The 18124-nt window shown below is 61.9% G+C and carries 9 protein-coding genes; 4 read left to right on the top strand and 5 right to left on the bottom strand.

Annotation, left to right across the window (positions count from 1 at the left end; all coding sequences use genetic code 11):
• Positions 1-284 precede the first annotated feature (284 nt).
• From ABGM93_RS06945 to ABGM93_RS06930, 4 genes are all read left to right on the top strand, one after another.
• Entirely contained in the window at positions 285-1463 is a 1179-nt protein-coding gene (locus tag ABGM93_RS06945; RefSeq protein WP_321504697.1) for a polysaccharide biosynthesis/export family protein, read from the top strand.
• Positions 1464-1617: 154 nt separating this feature from the next.
• Entirely contained in the window at positions 1618-2976 is a 1359-nt protein-coding gene (locus tag ABGM93_RS06940) for a capsular biosynthesis protein (protein ID WP_321504695.1), read from the top strand.
• A 79-nt stretch (positions 2977-3055) separates the two neighbouring features.
• Positions 3056-4354, top strand: a complete 1299-nt coding sequence (locus tag ABGM93_RS06935; protein WP_321504692.1) for a capsular biosynthesis protein — start codon at positions 3056-3058, stop codon at positions 4352-4354.
• A gap of 197 nt (positions 4355-4551) precedes the next feature.
• Positions 4552-5343 (top strand): SDR family NAD(P)-dependent oxidoreductase, encoded by a 792-nt coding sequence (locus tag ABGM93_RS06930; RefSeq protein WP_321504688.1) that lies wholly within the window; start codon positions 4552-4554, stop codon positions 5341-5343.
• A gap of 267 nt (positions 5344-5610) precedes the next feature.
• On the opposite strand, the gene ABGM93_RS06925 is transcribed toward ABGM93_RS06930, so the two are convergent.
• The 5 genes from ABGM93_RS06925 to ABGM93_RS06905 all read right to left on the bottom strand — a co-directional run bounded on the left by ABGM93_RS06925 (position 5611) and on the right by ABGM93_RS06905 (position 18120).
• Positions 5611-6984 carry an aminotransferase class I/II-fold pyridoxal phosphate-dependent enzyme gene (locus ABGM93_RS06925; RefSeq protein ID WP_321504686.1) on the bottom strand — a complete coding sequence of 458 codons (1374 nt, stop codon included), beginning with the start codon at positions 6982-6984 and terminating at the stop codon, positions 5611-5613.
• 38 nt (positions 6985-7022) lie between these two features.
• Entirely contained in the window at positions 7023-14606 is a 7584-nt protein-coding gene (locus ABGM93_RS06920; protein WP_321504684.1) for an SDR family NAD(P)-dependent oxidoreductase, read from the bottom strand.
• A gap of 461 nt (positions 14607-15067) precedes the next feature.
• Complete coding sequence (locus ABGM93_RS06915; protein ID WP_321504682.1) at positions 15068-15889, bottom strand: transporter substrate-binding domain-containing protein; 822 nt, start codon at positions 15887-15889, stop codon at positions 15068-15070.
• A 438-nt stretch (positions 15890-16327) separates the two neighbouring features.
• A complete protein-coding gene (locus tag ABGM93_RS06910) occupies positions 16328-17185 on the bottom strand; it encodes an extracellular solute-binding protein (protein WP_321504680.1) in 858 nt (285 codons plus the stop codon).
• Positions 17182-18120, bottom strand: a complete 939-nt coding sequence (locus ABGM93_RS06905) for an ATP-binding cassette domain-containing protein (protein WP_321504675.1) — start codon at positions 18118-18120, stop codon at positions 17182-17184. Before ABGM93_RS06905 ends, ABGM93_RS06910 begins: the two co-directional genes overlap by 4 nt.
• Positions 18121-18124 lie beyond the last annotated feature (4 nt).

Below are 18124 nucleotides of genomic sequence, written 5' to 3'. Positions count from 1 at the left end.
GCCGGAACCCGCTTGCGTCCATCGTGGTGGCTTTGAAGCGAAGAGTCTTGATTGTTGCAGATTTAATCGAAGTTTAACGGTGGACGCGGTCTTTGGATCAAGGTTGCGCGCCCTCACGGTGAGCGCATCCGCTGAATGTCGCGCAGCTCCTGAAGGACGTGTTGCCTCTCTGGTTGTGATGGACGGCGTGTTGAACGTTCAAATTCTGTTGCCGGACAGCAACAGAATTTGACGTAGGCCCCCCGGCACTGCTTCCTTCATGTCATTAAGCTGCGACAACTGCTATGAGATTCGGGCTGATAAAGGGGCGAGTAGTCTTGAGTGCGATGAAATCTGTCAGTGCGATCTTTGTGGCAGCTTTGCTGGCGGGCTGTGCGGCCCTGCCGGGCAGCGGTCCCTCCAGCTCTGAGTTGAGCGCGAGCGACATAGAGGGCGGCCTCAACTCCCAGGATTACTTCAATTTCAAGCTAACGCCGGAAGTTGCCGAGATCGCGGGGCGCTTCACGCCGACCCGTTTTGCGGACTATTTCGGGATCAAGGGCACAGAGCCGCGCCAGCGCATTGGCGTGGGCGATGTCCTGTCCGTCAATATCTGGGAAGCCGACGAAAAGGGCATTTTCTCGACGTCCTACGGCAAGAAGACCACCGTGCAGACCAGCGTGGATGATACCGGGCGTATCTTCGTGCCTTACGCCGGTCGCATACGCGCCGCGGGGCTTTCCGTTGAGGCCGTGCGCGAAACAGTCGAGCAGGCACTTGTGGGCAAGGCGGTGAAGCCGCAGGTCCAGATCATTGTCACCGGCAATCAGACCAACAGCGCCGTGGTCGTCGGGGATGTGAACAAGGCCGGCAAATATCCGATTTCCGTGGCCGGTACGCGGCTGCTTGATCTTGTCGCCGAAGCCGGCGGCGCACGGGGCAAGGCCTACGAGACAGAGGTTACCCTCAAGCGCGGCGATCGCAAGGCCAGCACGCTTCTGGCAGATCTGATCGACCAGCCGCGCAACAATGTCCGCCTCGTGAAGGGCGACAATATCCTGTTGACGACCAAGCCGCGCAGTTTCACCGCATTCGGCGCCGTCAAGCAGACGACGCTCAAGCATTTCCCGACCGAGACGGTGACCATGGCCGAAGCGCTGGCGCTTGTCGGCGGCCTCAATGATCTGTCGGCGGATGCAAGCGCCGTCTTCCTGTTCCGTTTTGAAGAACCTGAAGTGGTGGCGCGCTTGTCGCCGAAGGATCAGCACAAGCTGAGCGATTTCCCGGTTCCGGTGATCTACCGCCTGAACCTGCGGGATGCCAAGGCTTGGTTTGTGGCGCGTTATTTCCACATGCGCGACAAGGACATGATCTATGTCGCGAACCATCCGACCGCCGAGTTGGGCAAGTTCCTGCGTATCATCCAGCCTGCCCTGGCTGCAGCGAGGTCCTCGCAGCTCATCGCGGATGATCTGGACAAATGATCTGATGGACAGTGTTCCCCTGCCATGTGGCCCGAGCCGTTGGCCGAGCATCATGGCAGGCGTTTTTTAAGGGTCTGATACACTGGGGCGCAAAAGGGGCGTTTGCGTCCGGGCCGGGGTAATCGCTCCGGGATTTAAAGAAGACTGCGGATTGATGGACGTCAGAGAAACGAAGCCACGAACAGTGCTGCTGCTTCAGGGGCCGCCCTCGTTTTTCCTGCGCGACTTGGCGGGAGAGCTTGAGCAACAAGGGCATTCGGTTCTTCGAATAAACCTCAATCTTGGGGATTGGCTGTTCTGGTGGCGGCGTGGTGCCGTAAATTATCGTGGGCGTCTGCGCGACTGGCGCTCCTACCTCACCAAGTTCATCGCCATTCACGGCGTGACAGACATCGTCTACTACGCCGACCGATTGCCGTATCATGTGATCGCGGGGGAGGTGGGACGTGAGGCCGGCGTAGCCGTCACGGCTCTGGAATTCGGTTATCTGAGGCCGGACTGGATCACGCTGGAGCGCGACGGCATGTCCGCCTATTCGCATTTCCCAAACGATCCCGACGAGATCCGCGCCCTTGCGCGCAACATGACGCCGCCGCAGCCGGGCGCCCTCTACACCTATCCCCATGCCAAGGAAGCCTTCTGCGAGGTGGTCTACAACCTCTTCGCCTATTTCGGGCGGGGGCCCTATCCGTTCTATTGCGCCGACCGGCTCTACAACCCGGTTGTTGAGTATATCAGTCATCTCCCGCGCATCTTCTCCACCAGGCGCAACAGGAAGCACTCGCACGCGGTGCTCAAGGATCTGGTGGATGCCGGGCAACCGTTCTATTTCTTTCCGCTCCAGATCGACGCCGACTACCAGCTTCGCGCCAACTCGCCTTTCAAGCGACAGGCCGAAGCCGTCAAGCTGGTGATCCGTTCGTTTGCGACCCGCGCTCCCAAGGACACGGTTCTGTTCTTCAAGCAGCACCCGCTCGACAACGCCATGACGCACTGGAAGTCGCGGATCGCCCGGCTGGCCCGGCGCTATGGCGTGAGCGACCGCGTCCGCTTCGTGCGGGCGGGCGACCTGCGCGAGCAGCTTCTCCATGCCCGCGGCACGGTGCTGATCAACTCCACTGTCGGAATTCATGCGATGAAGGCCGGGTGTCCGATCAAGACACTCGGTTTCGCGGTCTATGACATGCCGGGCCTGACCTTTCAGGGGCCGCTCGATGCTTTCTGGACCAAGGCGGAAAAGCCGGACCCGGAGCTTGTTCAGGATTTGATCACGGTGATGGCGAACACGATCCAGGTGCGCGGAAATTTCTATTCTCGCGAAGGCAAGCAGGCGGGAGCGAAGGCCGCAGCGGATCGCATTGCACGCGGGACGGTCAATCAGCCCGGCGCCTACGTTCCAACACCGCCGCGGTTGGCCGATGCCTTGCGAAGGGGACTTCAACCGGCCGACTGTTTCGGACGTCAGTTGCCGCAAGGCGGGCTTGCGGTGGCACATGAAGAGGTCAGCCCCTAGCGCAGGGCAGAGCGGTGTACGATAGTGCCGTTTGCTTCGTGTGTGCGATGCTGGCGCAAGAGTGGATGGGGCTGACGACTTGGCGGAAGAAATCCGCACCTTCTTGTTTCTGCAAGGGCCGCTATCGCCCCTGTTCTCGCGCATCGGCGATACGCTCGCCGCCGCCGGACACCGGGTGCTGCGCGTCAATCTGTGTATCGGAGACAGTCTCTACTGGCATCGGCGCGGCGCGTATGATTACCGGGGACGACCGCAGGCCTGGGAACGCTACATCGACGATCTGATGGTGCGTGAGGGCGTCAGCGACGTGATCCTTCATGGCGACCGGCGCTTTTATCATCGTATTGCGGGGCAGATGGCGCGCGCCCGAGGGATCCGGGTGATCGCCACCGAGCTTGGCTATCTCCGTCCCGACTGGATGACCATCGAACTGGACGGGACATCCACCGGCTCGCATTTTCCGGATGACCCGGACACGATCCGCGAGATTGCGGCATCGCTTGATCCGATCGACTTCACGCCGAAATTCCACAACAGCTTCTGGCTCGTCGCCGCGCCGGATGTCGCCTATAACCTTGCCAATGTTGCGCTATGGTTCCTCTATCCCCACTACCGGCGACACACGGTCTACAATCCGGTGGTGGAATATGTGGCTGCTGGCCTCCGGTTGCTGCGCGCACGCAAGCGCGATGAGGCCGCCGCGGCCCTTGCCGCAACGCTCAAGGCAGGTGCCTGTCCGACCGGGGCAGGGCCATGGTTCGTGGTGCCGATGCAGCTCGAAGGCGATTTTCAGCTTCGTGATCATTCGCCGTATGGGGGCATGTCCAAGGCGCTGAGCATGATCTTTGCCTCGTTTGCGACCCATGCGCCGAAGAAGGCCCGGCTCGTCGTCAAATCCCATCCGCTCGATGCGGGCCTTGAGCAATGGCCGAGTGTCGTCATGCAGATGGCGCGCGAAGTGGGACTTGGCTGGCGCGTGGATTATGTGGACGGGGGAAGACTGGATAGCCTGATGGAAGGCGCGGCCGGAATGGTGACCGTGAACAGTTCCGCGGGCCTCGAAGCCTTGCGCGCAGGGCTTCCGGTCAAGACGCTGTGTCCCGCGATCTTCGATATTGAAGGGATGACGGATAGCCAGCCGCTCGACGATTTCTGGAACGGTCCCCAAGTGCCCGACGCCACATTGGTCGATGCCTTCATGACGGCGCTGGCGGGCACCGTACAGGCGCGTGGCTCCATCCACAGTTACGATGGGCTCGGTGCCGCGGTTGAGGCCATGAGTGTCCGCATTCTGGAAAACAGGCTCAATGAACCGGCGGGCCGCGTCGATCCGCCGCCGCGTCTGGAGCGCGCCCGCACACTCGGCGCGCCGCTATAAGTCCGTGGCGGGAGAGTGAATCAGTTTCTTAAGAGATTCGGAAAAGTACGGTAGGACAGGACCTTACGTGGATTTTCGGAATCAGTTTCCCCAATCGTTGAATCATTTCCTCAAGGCGCGTTGGACCAATCTGCCAACCGATCGGCGGACATGCGGGCCATCCGAGGAAAACATTGAACAGAAATGGACCCAATCTCATGGCCTCATATCGCAGCATCGTCATAACCGGCGCGAGCGGAGGCATCGGCACGGAATTGGCCAAGGCTTTTGCCGCGCCGGGCGTATCTCTGGCGCTGATTGCGCGTGATGAAAGCCGGTTGAAGCCGCTTGCGGAAGTCTGTCGCAGCGCGGGGGCATCGGTCGCCATAGCGGGCATCGATGTGCGTGACCGTGAGGCGCTTCATGCTTTTCTCGCTGCCCATGACGATGCCCATCCGGTTGATCTGCTGATCGCCAACTCCGGTGTTACCTGCGGGCTCGGCCCGGATCGCAGCCGGGAGAGCGATGCGGATGCAGAATGGTTGGCCGATGTGAACTACAAGGGGGTGGTGCATACGGTCTCCGGTCTGGTGGAACGCATGCGTGCCCGGCGCAAGGGGCGGATCGTGATGATGTCCTCGCTTGCGGGCATGCGCGGCCTGCCGGACATGCCCTCCTATTCCGCCACCAAGGCCGCGGTCATCGCCTATGGCGAATCCCTGCGCGGTTGGCTCAGGCCCTTCAAGGTGGGGGTGACCGTCATCTGTCCGGGCTTTGTGACTTCGCCCATGTCGGCCCGCCACATGGGCGCCAAGCCCTTCGAGATATCTGCGGCGAAGGCAGCGCGGATCATCAAGCGTGCGGCGGAGTGGGGCTTGCCATTCCGTGCGTTTCCCTGGCCGCTGGCGCTGGGCATCCGCCTCTCTCGGCTGCTGCCCCCCTGGGCCTCGGATCTCTTCTATATGCCCATGTCGGCCGACATCGAAAGAGACCCACGCGCCGATCTCTGACGCCCTCGCGCCCTATCAATATCGGTAATATGGAACAAATATCACTTATCTGACGCAGATTGGGCCACTTCCGCCTCTCCGGCGAGTTGAATCAGTTTCTTAAATCGGGCGTTTGGCAAAGGGCTCGGCGTCCCGAGTGCTGGCAAGGCGAGGGGGGAGACTGCCGCCTCTCCGTCGAGACGAGCCCTGTCGTTTCTCTTCAGTGGGCATCCCGAAGGATGGCCCCACACGCGTCTGCCCTTGGTCTGGCCCCCGGCGCTCTATCGTTCAGCGTGCGTTGTTGAGCAGCGCCTTCAGGGCGGATCCGCCCGCGCGGATCGTGGCGAGCCGTTCTGCGGTCTTCGCGACAGCCCGGTCGATCTGGTCGTGGGTGTGTTCGCTGGTGATGAAGAAGCGAAGCCGCGCCGCTTTCTCTGCTACGGCTGGGAAGATGATCGGCAGCACGTTGATATCGTCATCCAGAAGCGCATTGGCGAGCATCGCCGCCTGCACGCTGTCTCCCACGATCACCGGCACGACCGAATAGCCTGCGGACGGTCCGGTATCGAGCCCTGCCGCTTTCGCGACCTTCAGGAAATGGTGGCCATTGTCCTTCAGCCGCCCCACACGTTCCGTCTCACGCTCCATTATGGTGATGGAGGAAAGCGCGGCAGCAGCAAGCGGCGGGGCCATGCCGACGGAATAGACAAAGCCCGGTGCTGTCGCCTTGAGGTATTCGCAAAGCGTGCTGGAGCCAGCGATATAGCCTCCGCAGGAGGCGAGCGTCTTGGAAAGCGTTCCCATCCACATTTCGACGGAAGTGGGATCGATCCCGAACTCCTCCGCAATGCCACGCCCATGCGTACCCAGCACCCCCAGCGAATGCGCCTCATCCACGAGCAGCCAGGCGTCGTACCGGTTCTTCAGCGCAATCAGCCGCTTCAGATCCGGGAAGTCACCATCCATGGAATAGAGCCCTTCCACCGCGATCAGCACGTGATCGTGCAGGTGCCGGTTGGAAGCGAGCTGCTGTTCCAGCATGTCGAGATCGCCATGGGCGAAGTTCAGCCGTTTCGCGCCTGATAGCCGCGCGCCTTCGGCAATGGAGTTGTGGATAAGCATGTCGGAGAGGATGAGATCCTCGGTTCCCATCATATGTCCGATGGTGGAGACATTCGTGGCATGACCGGAAACGAAGGTCACCGCGTCCTCAACGCCATGAAGGCGCGCAAGAGCGGCCTCAAGTTCGCGGTGCAGCGGGCGCTCGCCTGCCACAACGCGGCTCGCGGAAACGGAGGTGCCATAGCGCGCGATGGCCGCGTTCGCGGCTTCCAGAACCTGCGGGTGCCCGCTCATGCCCAGATAGTTGTAGGAGGCGAAATTGTCCAAGGTCCGCCCGTTGATGAGCGTCGTGGACCCCGCGGTTGCATCATGCGGACGAAAGAAAGGGTTCTCGAGCCCGATCATATCGGCGGCCGCGCGCTGCATTTTGAGTTGCTTGACCTCGGGAAGGGTGCCGAAATCAAAAGCGGGTGCAGTCTGGACGCGCCGGGGAGCGGCGGGGCGGCTTTCCTGGGGCTGTTTGCGCCCTGCGCGCAGCGATTGCATGAGCTTGTCACGCTGACCGCCGGATAGCCCGCCCAAGCCTCGTTTGTCCGTCATGGAAGTCGTCCTTGCATCCCCGGTGCTGTCGCTCCGGCCTAGTTCAGCAACTTGCCGACATTCCGGCCCGAAGCCTCCACCTTCGCAGCCAGTCCCGCGGCAGCCTCACTGTCCAGTTCTTCCGCATCTCCCCCCAGATGCTGGCTGGCCAGAGATTCCACATTCCCCGAAATCGCCAGATCCTCACCGCGCACCCGCTTGACGATGCGCGCGGAAAGGTCGTTCAGCGTCGCTCCGTTTGCAAGCGACATCAGCGGAATATCGACGCCCAGCTGGCGCTCGCACGCCATGCGCAATTCCAGCGCCATCAGCGAATCCATGCCGATATCGGACAACGGCTTGTGTGTGTCGATTTCTTCCGGCGCGATCCGCAGGATGCGTCCGATTTCCACAGACAGCAAACGTCCGACGGTCTTGACCGCTGTTGCGGCATCAAGTCCTTCCAGCATGGCTGCAAGGTCGATTGCGCCTTCCTCCAGCCCGTCGCCTCCCGAACCGAGGCCAAGACGGGAGACAAGCGGGGTGTTCAGAAGCGCCAGATCGCGCCGTGCCTGCGCCCAGTCGATGCGCGCATAACCGATAGCCGCCAAATCCGGATTCAGCTGATCGGCCTTCGGCAGTGACAGAAGTTGACCGAGTCCTTCCAGCGCCTCGTGTGCTGCAAGCGCATGGCGGCCGAGCTTGCGGGCCACCAGATCGTTCACATCCGCATTGCGCGCCAGATAGCCCGCATCGGAAATGGCGCCCCAGCCGACCGCAAGGCCCGGCTTTCCATCGGCGCGGCGTCTGCGCGCGAGCGCCTCCAGATAGCCGTTCGCGGCCACGTAATTGGCCTGCCCCGGATTGCCCACAAGCGTCGTTGCGGAGGAGAACATCACAAAGACCTCCACCGGGTCATTGGCGGTCAGCGCATCGAGATGATCAGCAGCGGCGACTTTCGGCGCAAGGACGCGGGAAATCCCGTCGGCATCGAGATTGGTGATCAGCGTATCATGCAACACCATGGCGGTGTGGAAGACACCCGCAATGGGCGGCATGTCGGCACGAACGCCGTCAAGGGCTTGCGCCACCGCATCGCGATCGGTCGCATCAGCTGCAATCGCACGAACCTCGACGCCCTCAGATTCAAGGGCTGCGATGACGTCGCGAGCCGCTTCGCTCGCACCACCCGAACGTCCGATCACAGCCAGATGGCGCGCGCCGTTGGCTGCCAGCCAGCGCAACAGTTGCGAGCCGAAGCCGCCGAAGCCGCCAACGATGACTTGCGTCTTATCGCCCGAGAAATCGAGCTCTGTGCGCGCAGGTGGCGCGTCAGGTGCGGCCGGTGGGCCAAGCACGATCTTGCCGATATGGCCGGACTGCTGCATCACGCGGAACGCTTCCACAACGGAGCCCGCCTCAAACCGGCGATAGGGAAGGGGTGCAAGCGCGCCCTCGTCGAAAAGAGCCACGAGATCGGCGAAGAGCCGCTTGGCTAGGTCCGGCTGGCGGGTCAGCAACTGATCCGCATCAATGCCGAAATAGGTGAGGTTCTGGCGGAACGGGCGCAGGCCGATGCGGGTGTTGCCGTAATAGTCACGCTTGCCAAGCTCAAGGAAGCGCCCGAAGGGCTTCAGAAGCTCGATGGAGCGCTCCATCGGCTCGCCAAAGAGCGAGTTCAACACCACGTCGACGCCTTCGCCGTCCGTCAGATCCAACACTTCTTCGGCGAAATCGAGTGAACGGGAATCGTAAACGTGATCAGCGCCCAGAAGGCGCAGGAAATTACGTTTTTCGGGTGTTCCTGCCGTGGAAATGACAGTCGCCCCGCGCCACTTGGCAAGTTGAAGGGCAGCTAGCCCCACACCACCGGCTCCGCCATGAATGAGCGCGGTTTCGCCCGGCTGCAGGCGCGCGAGCTCAAGAAGCGCATAATACGCGGTGAGGAACGGGACCGGGATCGTTGCGGCCTCGGTGAAGCTGACCGCGCGCGGCATGGGGGCCATTGCGGTGTGCGACACCGTAACGTGGCTCGCAAAACAGGCCGGTGCGAAGGTTATGACGGCATCTCCGGGAGCAAAGGCCGTGACGCCTTCGCCGACACGGGTGATGACGCCCGCGCATTCCATCCCGAGCGTCGGCCCGGCAAAGCCGTCTTCCAGCGCCTCTTCCGGCAGAAGGCCCAGCGCCCACATCACATCGCGGAAATTGAGCCCGCTTGCCTTCACCTCGATTTCGACTTCGCCCGCAGACGGAGCCCGGCGTTCGACCGTCTGCCAGGAGAGCCCATCCAGTGCGCCTTGCTGTGGGATGTCCAGATAGGCGGCGAGTTCGGCTCCATGCGAAAGGGATGTATCGCTTCTCAAGAGCCCGCCATGGAGGAGCCGCAGGCCGGACCGGGTGTCCATGCTACGCAGGATCTCGCATTCATCGCTCGGGTTCAGAATTTCGTCCGCAAGTCTGGTGGCGAATTCGCCGGGCGCAAGCACGGCGGAAATGTCCAGAAGCCGAAGCCCGGCTTCGGGGAATTCGTTCATCGCCACCCGCGCGAAGGCCCAGATCGCAGCCTGCACCGCATTATGACGGCGCGCGCCCGCAAAGGACTGCATTGCATCGGGAGCGACCAGCCAGAGGCCTGAAATCGTTGCGCCTGCGGTCTTCAGAAGCTCCACCAGTCCTTGCGTGCGTGCCTGTACAAGGGTGTTGTCATCGCCTTGGGAAGCAAACGCCCCCGAAAGATGGATGATCTCGACGGCTTGTCCAAGGTCCGCGACTTGGCGTGGCGTGCCCACCCCATCGCAAAGAAGCAGGGGTTTTCGACCTGCGCGCTCAAGCACGTCGACAATCGCGTTCGCCACATCGCGGGATAGGTCCGTCTCATCATGCAGGACGATGAGGGGGGGCACCCTTTCTTTTCCATCTTCTGTCGGAGCTTCCGCCTTTGGTGCGCCAATGCGGGTGCGGGCCTGAAGCGCCACGGCCTCAGTGCCTGGGGCGATAAGCTCCGCACCTTGCACGTCAACAAGGCCTGCCGCTTCCAGCGCATCGCGCCATTCATCGAGGGTGCGGGGGCGTGAAACCGGCTGATCCGGCTCCGCGGTGTCGCGCCACCAGTCAGAGCTGATGCCGAATACCATGTCCAGAAGCGGCGAGGGGGCCGGTTCGGTGACGAAAAGCACAGCACCGGGTGCGAGGTGCGACGCCAGTTCGCTGAAGGTGGTCTGCGCAAGGTTCGTCAGAAGGCTTGCGCCAATGATCACATCGAAACGATGGGCTTCCTCACCATCATCGAGGATTGTCTGCAAGGGGTGATGAAAGACATGGGTTGCGCCGGACCAATTGAGCTGGCCGCGCGAGAGATGCGCTTCGTCGGAATCCGTCACGGTGAGGCTCGCGTTCGACGGGTCGAGCGCGTTGGCCAGCTGTCCAACAAGCGCCCCGTCCACGGCGCCCACAAGCAACACGCGCATGGGGTCATGCTTCGACCATGCGGCGCTGAGGTGCGTGAGGGCGTCGACGAGCTTCTGACCGAGCGGCGCATAGGTTGGCGAGCCGGTCAGGAAGTGTTGCAGCAGGGGCGCTGCAAAGGCTTCCTCGACGCTTTCCGGCAACCCGTTTCTGAGATGACGGGCAAGATCGGTATCAAGGCGCGACAGCAGTGCGATCTCGGCGATCCGCTCTGGCGCTTCCAGCGCGATGGTGCGAAGGAGATCCGCCGCGCTGGGCGTGTCCTCTGTCACGGGCAGAGCCCAGCGGTTGGTGTCGGGGAGCCGTTCTGCGAGCCCCGCTTCCTCCAGATTGCCCAGCAAGCGGTGGCAAAGGACGATGGCGTTTTGCGCGATCCGGCCTTCTGCCTCAAGGGTCTTTAGGCAGACGACGCCTTCCTCATCCGCAAACCCTCGCATCGTCTCGAAGGAGATGGCACGCGCCAGAGCTTCCACGAGCAGCAATGCTTCTTCCGGCTCCCGCGCTCCGCCGACAGGCGTATCGATAAGTCGCGTTTCCGTGTCGCTCAGCGAGCCCGCAGCACTCGCCGCGCCTGAGAGCGGCAATGGGCTGGCGATGGTGCGATAGACGAGATCGTCTGGTTGATCGGCCCGGTTCAGCGCCACGGAACGGAAGCGGCACTGGGTGAGCCGCGCGACCAGCGCGCCCTCGGCATCGAGGAACTCGAAGGCAGCCTCCACCGAGCGGGCATTGGCCTTGGAGACCTTTATCCGCGCGCTTGCTGGCTGGCTCGTTCCACAAAGCCGGAACCGACCGATGCGCACCGGCAGGAAGCTGACATCGGCCCCCATGACGCCGCTCGCATGAAGGAGCGTGATCAATCCGTGGAAGCCGGAATCAAGCAGCATCGGATCGACGGCGAAGTCCAGCTCTTGCACCAGCGACGGCGCAAGCGTGACGCTCGCCTCCATCGGTCCATGAAGCACCACCTGCGCCGCCCGGCGGAAGCTCGGGCCATATTCGAGGCCATAGTGCAATGCCAACTTGTATAGCTCATCGCCGGACATGGAGCCGGTAGCGGGGCCTTGCTCCATACGCGCGGCTGCACCGGCTTTCGGCGCTTTCGCGATCGTGCAGCGCACGTTCAACGACCAGTCGGCTCCGTCGAGCCGCGGTCGGCTCTCGATTTCCAGAACCTTGTCATCGGGCGAGATGCGCACACGCACCGTCTGGCTATGCGCCTCTTCCAGAACGATAGGGCGCAGAATATCGAAATCGCGGACTTCCACGGCGCTTGTATCGAACCACAACCGGGCGGCGCGAAGAGCCATTTCCATCATCCCGGTGCCGGGCATCAGGATGGAACCGTCGATCTGGTGATCCCCGAGGAAAGGATGGGTATCGGTATCGATTGTCGCCATCCATTCGCTCTGGTCCGAGCGCAGCCGGAACCCCAGAAGCGGCCACTGGCGGCCGGTGAAGATATGGACGTTTTCTTCCGTTGCCTCGGGGTAGAAGCGCTTGTTCTGCCAGGGGTAGCTGGGCAGTGCGGTGAAGATGTCCGGGCGCTGTCCGACAAAGCGCGCCAGATCGATCGCCCCGCCATGGGCGGCAACGCAGGCCGCGATGGGGGCTATCGGATCAGGCTTTGTCGCGAAGCTCTCGCCTTTCAGCGCGTCGTCTTCGTTCTCTTTGCCTCGCCCTTGCTTCTTCGGCTTCTCAAGGGTGGAGAGGACGGTCGCGCTCTGGCCGGCCTCGCGCAGCACATCGCGCGCATAGGAACCGAGGATCGGCATCGGGCCGACTTCAAGAACGACCTTGTAGCCTTCCCCAATCAGCGTTGAGAGCGCTTCGGCAAAGAGAACGGGTTGACGGACATTGTCCCACCAATACTGCGCATCGAGCACACAATCCTGGCGCTTGGGGTCCACGGTGGAGACGAAACGACACTTCGCCGGGGAGGACGTCAGCCCTTGGAGGCTCTCCATCAGCGGGTCATGGATCGGATCGACAAGATGACAGTGGAACGGGTAATCGAGTGCCAGCCTGCGCATCGCAAGGCGCTTCTTGCGCGCATGGGCGGCAAAGGCGTCCAGGCTCTCGCCGGGGCCGGAAATGGTGACGGAACGCGGGCTGTTGATCGCCGCGATCTCGATGTCGGTGGCTCCAGCCGCATCGAGTGCTGCGCGCGCTTCCTCAGGCGGCAACAGGAGCGCGGCCATGCCGCCCAGATGCCGGGTCATTTCCTGATGGGTTGAGCGGGCGTAAATGATCCGCACCGCCGCGTCGAGGTCGATCATTCCGGCAGCCCAGGCGGCCGCCACTTCACCCACCGAATGGCCAAGTACGGCATCCGGCGTCACACCCTTTGCCGCCAGCGCTTCCGTCAGCGCGATCTGGACCGCAAACAACAGGGGCTGCGCTATCTCCGTGCGCTCAATCTCGCTTTCCAGATCGGCGGAATAGAGCATGGAGACCAGCGACCAGCCGGAAAGGCTCATGAACTTGCGGTCCAGCCGGTCGAACGCCGCGCGGAAGTCCGCGTTGTCGCGATAGGCTGCTGTTCCCATGCCCGCCCATTGCGAGCCATTGCCCGTATAGGCAAAGACGACCGGCTCCACCCCAGCGGCGCCGGAGCCTGACACAAGGGCATCGCGCGCACCGGAAACGGGCTTGTCTGCGGCAAAGGCCTTAAGGGCCTCCACCCGAGCTTCCGGATCTTTCTCCAGAACGACGAGGCGATGTTCCAGCGGATCTCGGGCATAAGCGGCGGAAGCTGCGATGCGGGTGCGGTCCTCCGGCCGGCAGGCGGCAAGATGGTCGCCATAACGTGCCGCCAGCGCTTTGAGCGCGGCCTCGCTGCGTGCCGACAGAATAAGCGGGCCATCGCGCGGCGGCACACTTTCCCTCACCGGGTCGGGATCGGCGATCACCACATGGGCGTTTGTGCCACCGAAACCAAAGGAGTTGACGCCCGCAAGCCGCAACTTGCCCGTCCGTTCCAGCGCGACAGCTTCGCGTGCGACGGCCAGGTTGAGATCGGCAAAGGGAATATCCGGGTTCGGCGTCTCGAAATGCAGTGACGCGGGAAAACGGTCATGTTCCAGCGCCATCATCGACTTGACGAGCCCGGCCAGTCCGGAGGCAGGCTCAAGGTGGCCGATATTGGTCTTTACCGAACCGATGGGAAGCGGCGCCTCACGGCGTTTGCCAAGCTTGTTGCCGAGCGCGAAGGCTTCCGCCGGGTCTCCCACCCGGGTGCCGGTGCCGTGTGCTTCGATGAAGGCGAGATCGCGCGGATCAAGCTCGTGCTCACGATAGATGGTCTCCAGCAGATCGCCCTGGGATTCAGACGAAGGCAGCGACATGCCGACGGTGCGCCCGTCGGAATTGAGACCGGTCGCGATCAGTTTCGCAAAGGATCGGTTGCCCGCGCTCTGCGCCGCTTGCGCGGTGCGCAGCACGATGACCGCAGCACCTTCGGAACGCACATACCCGTCGCCCGCCGCATCGAAGGCCCGGCACAGCCCAGCTGGCGACAGCATGGAGGCGGCGGAAAAACCCATGAAGGCGAAGGGGCTCATCAACATGTTGACGCCTGCCACGATCGCCGTGTCGATGCGCCCGGCGCGCAGCGCCTCGCTCGCCTCGTGCAGTGCCACCAGAGAGGAGGAGCAAGCCGTGTCCACCGTGAAACTCGGCCCGCGCAGATCATAGATATAGGAAATGCGATTGGAGATGATCGACAGCGTATTGCCGGTCATGAATTGCAGATCTGCGGCCGCCGGGTCGAGCAGGAAACGCTGGCTATAGTCGAGCGCGGAGGCCCCGACATAGACACCCGTGCGGCTTCCCGCCAAATCGCTGGGGCGGATCGAGCCCTGTTCCAGAGCCTCCCAGGTCACCTGAAGCAGAAGTCGCTGCTGCGGGTCGATCTGAACCGCTTCTCGTGGCGAGATACCGAAAAAGGCGGGGTCGAAATCCCACGGATCGTCGATCTGGCCGGCCGACCATGTGATCGAACGCCCCTTCGTGCCCGCGCGCGAGTGGCCGTAGCGCGCGCGCGGCCAGCGTTCTTCGGAAACCTCTGTGACAACGCATCGGCCCTCGTCGAGCATGGACCAGAATTGCGAAACGTCGGCGGCTTGCGGGAGCCGGACAGCGTAACCAATGATGGAGATATCAGACGAGGGCATGGCTACCGTAATCTTGGTTCGCTGCGTCTCGGCCAATCCAGAGAAGGAGCAGGAACGGTGTTTCAGGGGTGACCTTTAGGATCTATCAGTTGCGCGATTGTGAAAATACACTCGGGAAGAAAGCCAGAGAGGGGCGCGTCTGGTAGGGTTGTCCAAGGCGGCGTTCTTCCGTTCTGGGTGTGGGCGCCGAGACGGCGTCGCTGAAAGGGTCTTATCAGCCACGAAACGACATCAAGAGCAAGGTTTTCGCGCAACAAAAACAGTCTTGTGCGGGGATTTGACGTGTCTGCTGCCATGCGCTGGCAGGCTTGCGCGACCGGCTGTTTCGCTTGTCCTGGCTCGATGAGAACTTTTGCGTCGATAGACGGCGCTGATTCTCTCCTGCGACAAAAAACGGCGACGGGAAGAGATGAGACATGAACGCAAGGCTTGGTTAGCAGGCAAGAGAATCGCCCCGGTTCTCAAAACCCTTGCTGAAGCGCGCTCAAGGACCGGGCCATTATCTTCGCGTAAGTGCCATCGGATTTGATGCTGCCTAAGGCTTGCGCGATCCGCGGAGCCAGATGCGCGTAATCACGATGGATGAAGAAATAGGCGGGCTTGCGTTGCAGCGGTGTGGGCAGCGCCCGGACACCCTTGAGCTTGAGCGATTTTATGATCTCAAGCCCTGTCCAGCGTTCGGCGATTGCGATATCGATGCGCCCCTGCTGCAAGAGCTGTAGCACCTGCCTGGGGTTGCGCAACTTCATGGTCGTTCCGGAAAACCCCTTTACGATCTGATCCAGCATGATCGCGCCAAAAACGTGCCCGACAGTATAGCCTGCCTGATTGTTTTGGCTGAAATCGTCGATTCCTGGTTGGTTCGTATAGGCCACCATTTCGAAAGTGATGACCGGTTCATCCACCCGAACCAGATTGGGAAAATGTTTCGAAAAAGCGGCAATACGCGGTCCGCAGGCGTCTTCAACGCCGGAATTGACCAGAATGCCTGCCCGCCCGAGGGGAACCTTTCGAAGATTAAGGCCTATCCCCGCACGCCGGAAGGTCTCGACCAGCAACCGGTCGATTATGCCGGTTTGATCATAAGTCGAGTAAGGGGGATTGTGACCGATCACGAAGCGCAACGTTTCGCGCGGGGCTGGGTCGCCCTCGGTCACAGGATCTTGCGCGACGACCGAAACCGTATCGGTAGGTGATCCCGTCGCAGCTTGTGCCCTGACGGACGAAGCGGCGCCTGTCAGAGCAATCATGCAAGCCAACGTCATTGTGACGAGGGTTTTCACGGCTCTCCCTCTCAGAGCGCCAGACGACCCCGTCACCTGTCACCCTGTCCCCAAAATACTCCCACTGCAATTATCGAACGCGATGGATCGCGAGGCGTCAATGGCACTGCGTCATATTTGAAAAGATTGAGTCCCTTTCTCTTTCCGAATGCAGAACAAAGAGGGAGAAAATGCACCGAATATGTCTCGATAGTTGTATAAATATCAGTGCTTTGCGAGGCGCGATCCTTGGGGGCGTCGGCAGCGGCGCGAGGTGATCAAATCTAGGTTAGATGTTGTATGAACAATCTCGAAGGATGGACGCGCAGGTTCCTATTGGCCCTATGCTGCGGATCCTGAGACTGCTTGAGGCGGAGAGAAAAAAAAGCCGCCGACAGGGCTGTCGGCGGCCTTGGATTTATCCGCTTGTCTCGATGATAAGCGGCGCGGGATGGACGCTCACATGCTTCCCTTGTCCGCATTGGGGAAGAACAGCTGTTGGCCGTCCACCTTGTAGGAGGCGATCAGGCTCTGGCCTTCCTCGGAGCGCAGCCAGTCGATGAATTCCTGGCCAGCTTCCGCCTTCACATTGGGGTGCTTTTCAGGGTTCACCAGAATGACGCCATACTGGTTGAAGAGCTTGTCATCGCCCTGTACCGCGATTTCGAATGTGCCCTTGTTCTTGAAGGAGATCCATGTGGCGCGGTCGGTCAGCGCATAGGCGTCCATCCCGATGGCGGCGTTGAGCGTTGCGCCCATGCCGGAGCCGGTTTCGCGATACCATCCACCACTGGCGGTTTCCGGATCGACGCCGGCCGCCTTCCACAAGGATTTTTCTTTCTTGTGGGTACCGGAATCATCACCACGAGAGGCAAATTTGGAGCCGGTTTCTGCAATCTTCTGCAAAGCCGCGATGACGTCGCTTGAGCCCTCGATACCGGCCGGGTCGTTCGACGGTCCGACGATCACAAAATCGTTGTACATAAGATCATAGCGCTTCACGCCATCGCCCGCGGCCACGAACTTTTCTTCCGATGCCTTGGCGTGGACCAGAAGGACATCGCCATCGCCATTGGCCGCGTTCTTGATCGCCTGTCCGGTGCCCACGGCGACGACACGCACCTGGATGCCACTTTTTTCCTGGAATTTCGGCAGGATGTAGTCGAGCAGGCCGGAGTTCTGCGTGGATGTCGTTGATTGGACGATGATGAACTGATCTGCCGCGCGCGCCGGTGTCGCGATGTTCGTGGCGCCGAGGCCGAGGCTGACGGTGGCCACGATTGCGGCAAGTGCGAGACGTCTTGTCAGGATGGTCATGTGACGGTTTCCCCCTCCAATATCTGTTTATGCGTTTCATCGACCAGCAGGCCGCCTTCAAGGAAATGGCGTGCAAGCGGGCTTTTCGGGTTTTCAAAAAAGGCGTCGGCGGAACTGCGCTCGGCGATCTTTCCCTCGTGCATGAAGATCACCTCATCGGCGAGCCTGCGCACTTGGCCTCTGTCGTGGCTGACGAAGAGAACTCGGGTGCCAGCGCGCGCCGCTTCCAGCACCAGCGTCTCGATGCCCGCCGTGGAGGCGGGGTCGAGATTGGCGGTTGGTTCATCCAGCAGCAGAAGCTGAGGTCGGGCTGCCAGCGCGCGCACCAGCGCAAGGCGCTGCTGCTCTCCGCCGGAAAGAAGCCGAGCGGGCATGGCGGCGAGATGCTCAAGGCGACCGCGCGTCAGCGCTTGGGTGGCGCGCGACCTCCGTTCTGCGCGTGCGACGCCGACGGCCTTGAGCGCATGCATGATATTGCCGAGCACAGACCGGCGCAGCATTACGGGCTTTTGGAAAACGTAGCCGATGCGTGGCGCACGGGCACGGTCGGGTGCGCGCCCGTCCCAATTCACCATGCCCGCGTCAGGTCTCTGGAGGCCGGCCAGAAGCTTCATCAGCAGGCTCTTGCCGGCCCCGTTCGGTCCCATGACCATCGTGATGCCCCGACCGTTCACGATCAGGTCGATCCCGTCGATCAGCGGGCGTCCGTTGCGCCTGAGCGAAAGTCCGTGCGCGGCAATGGGCAGGACGGAGGGATGGGCGCGGGACTGGTCCGGTCCCGGCCCCGGATCACGGAGCGCGTCGTCGGTCCGTGCGATGCGAGCCGTGTTGTCGGGCAGGTGTGTCACCCGGTCGATTTTAATGGCAGCTGAAGCCTCATCACGGCCACCCAATGGGGCATCCGAGCGTGCCAGGATCCGCTCCTGCTCAAGCATGCTG

The sequence above is a fragment of the Breoghania sp. genome, assembly GCF_963674635.1.
Lineage (GTDB): Bacteria > Pseudomonadota > Alphaproteobacteria > Rhizobiales > Stappiaceae > Breoghania.
The sequence above is the reverse complement of the archived record's forward strand: the minus strand, read 5'-3'. Positions and strand labels throughout refer to the sequence as shown.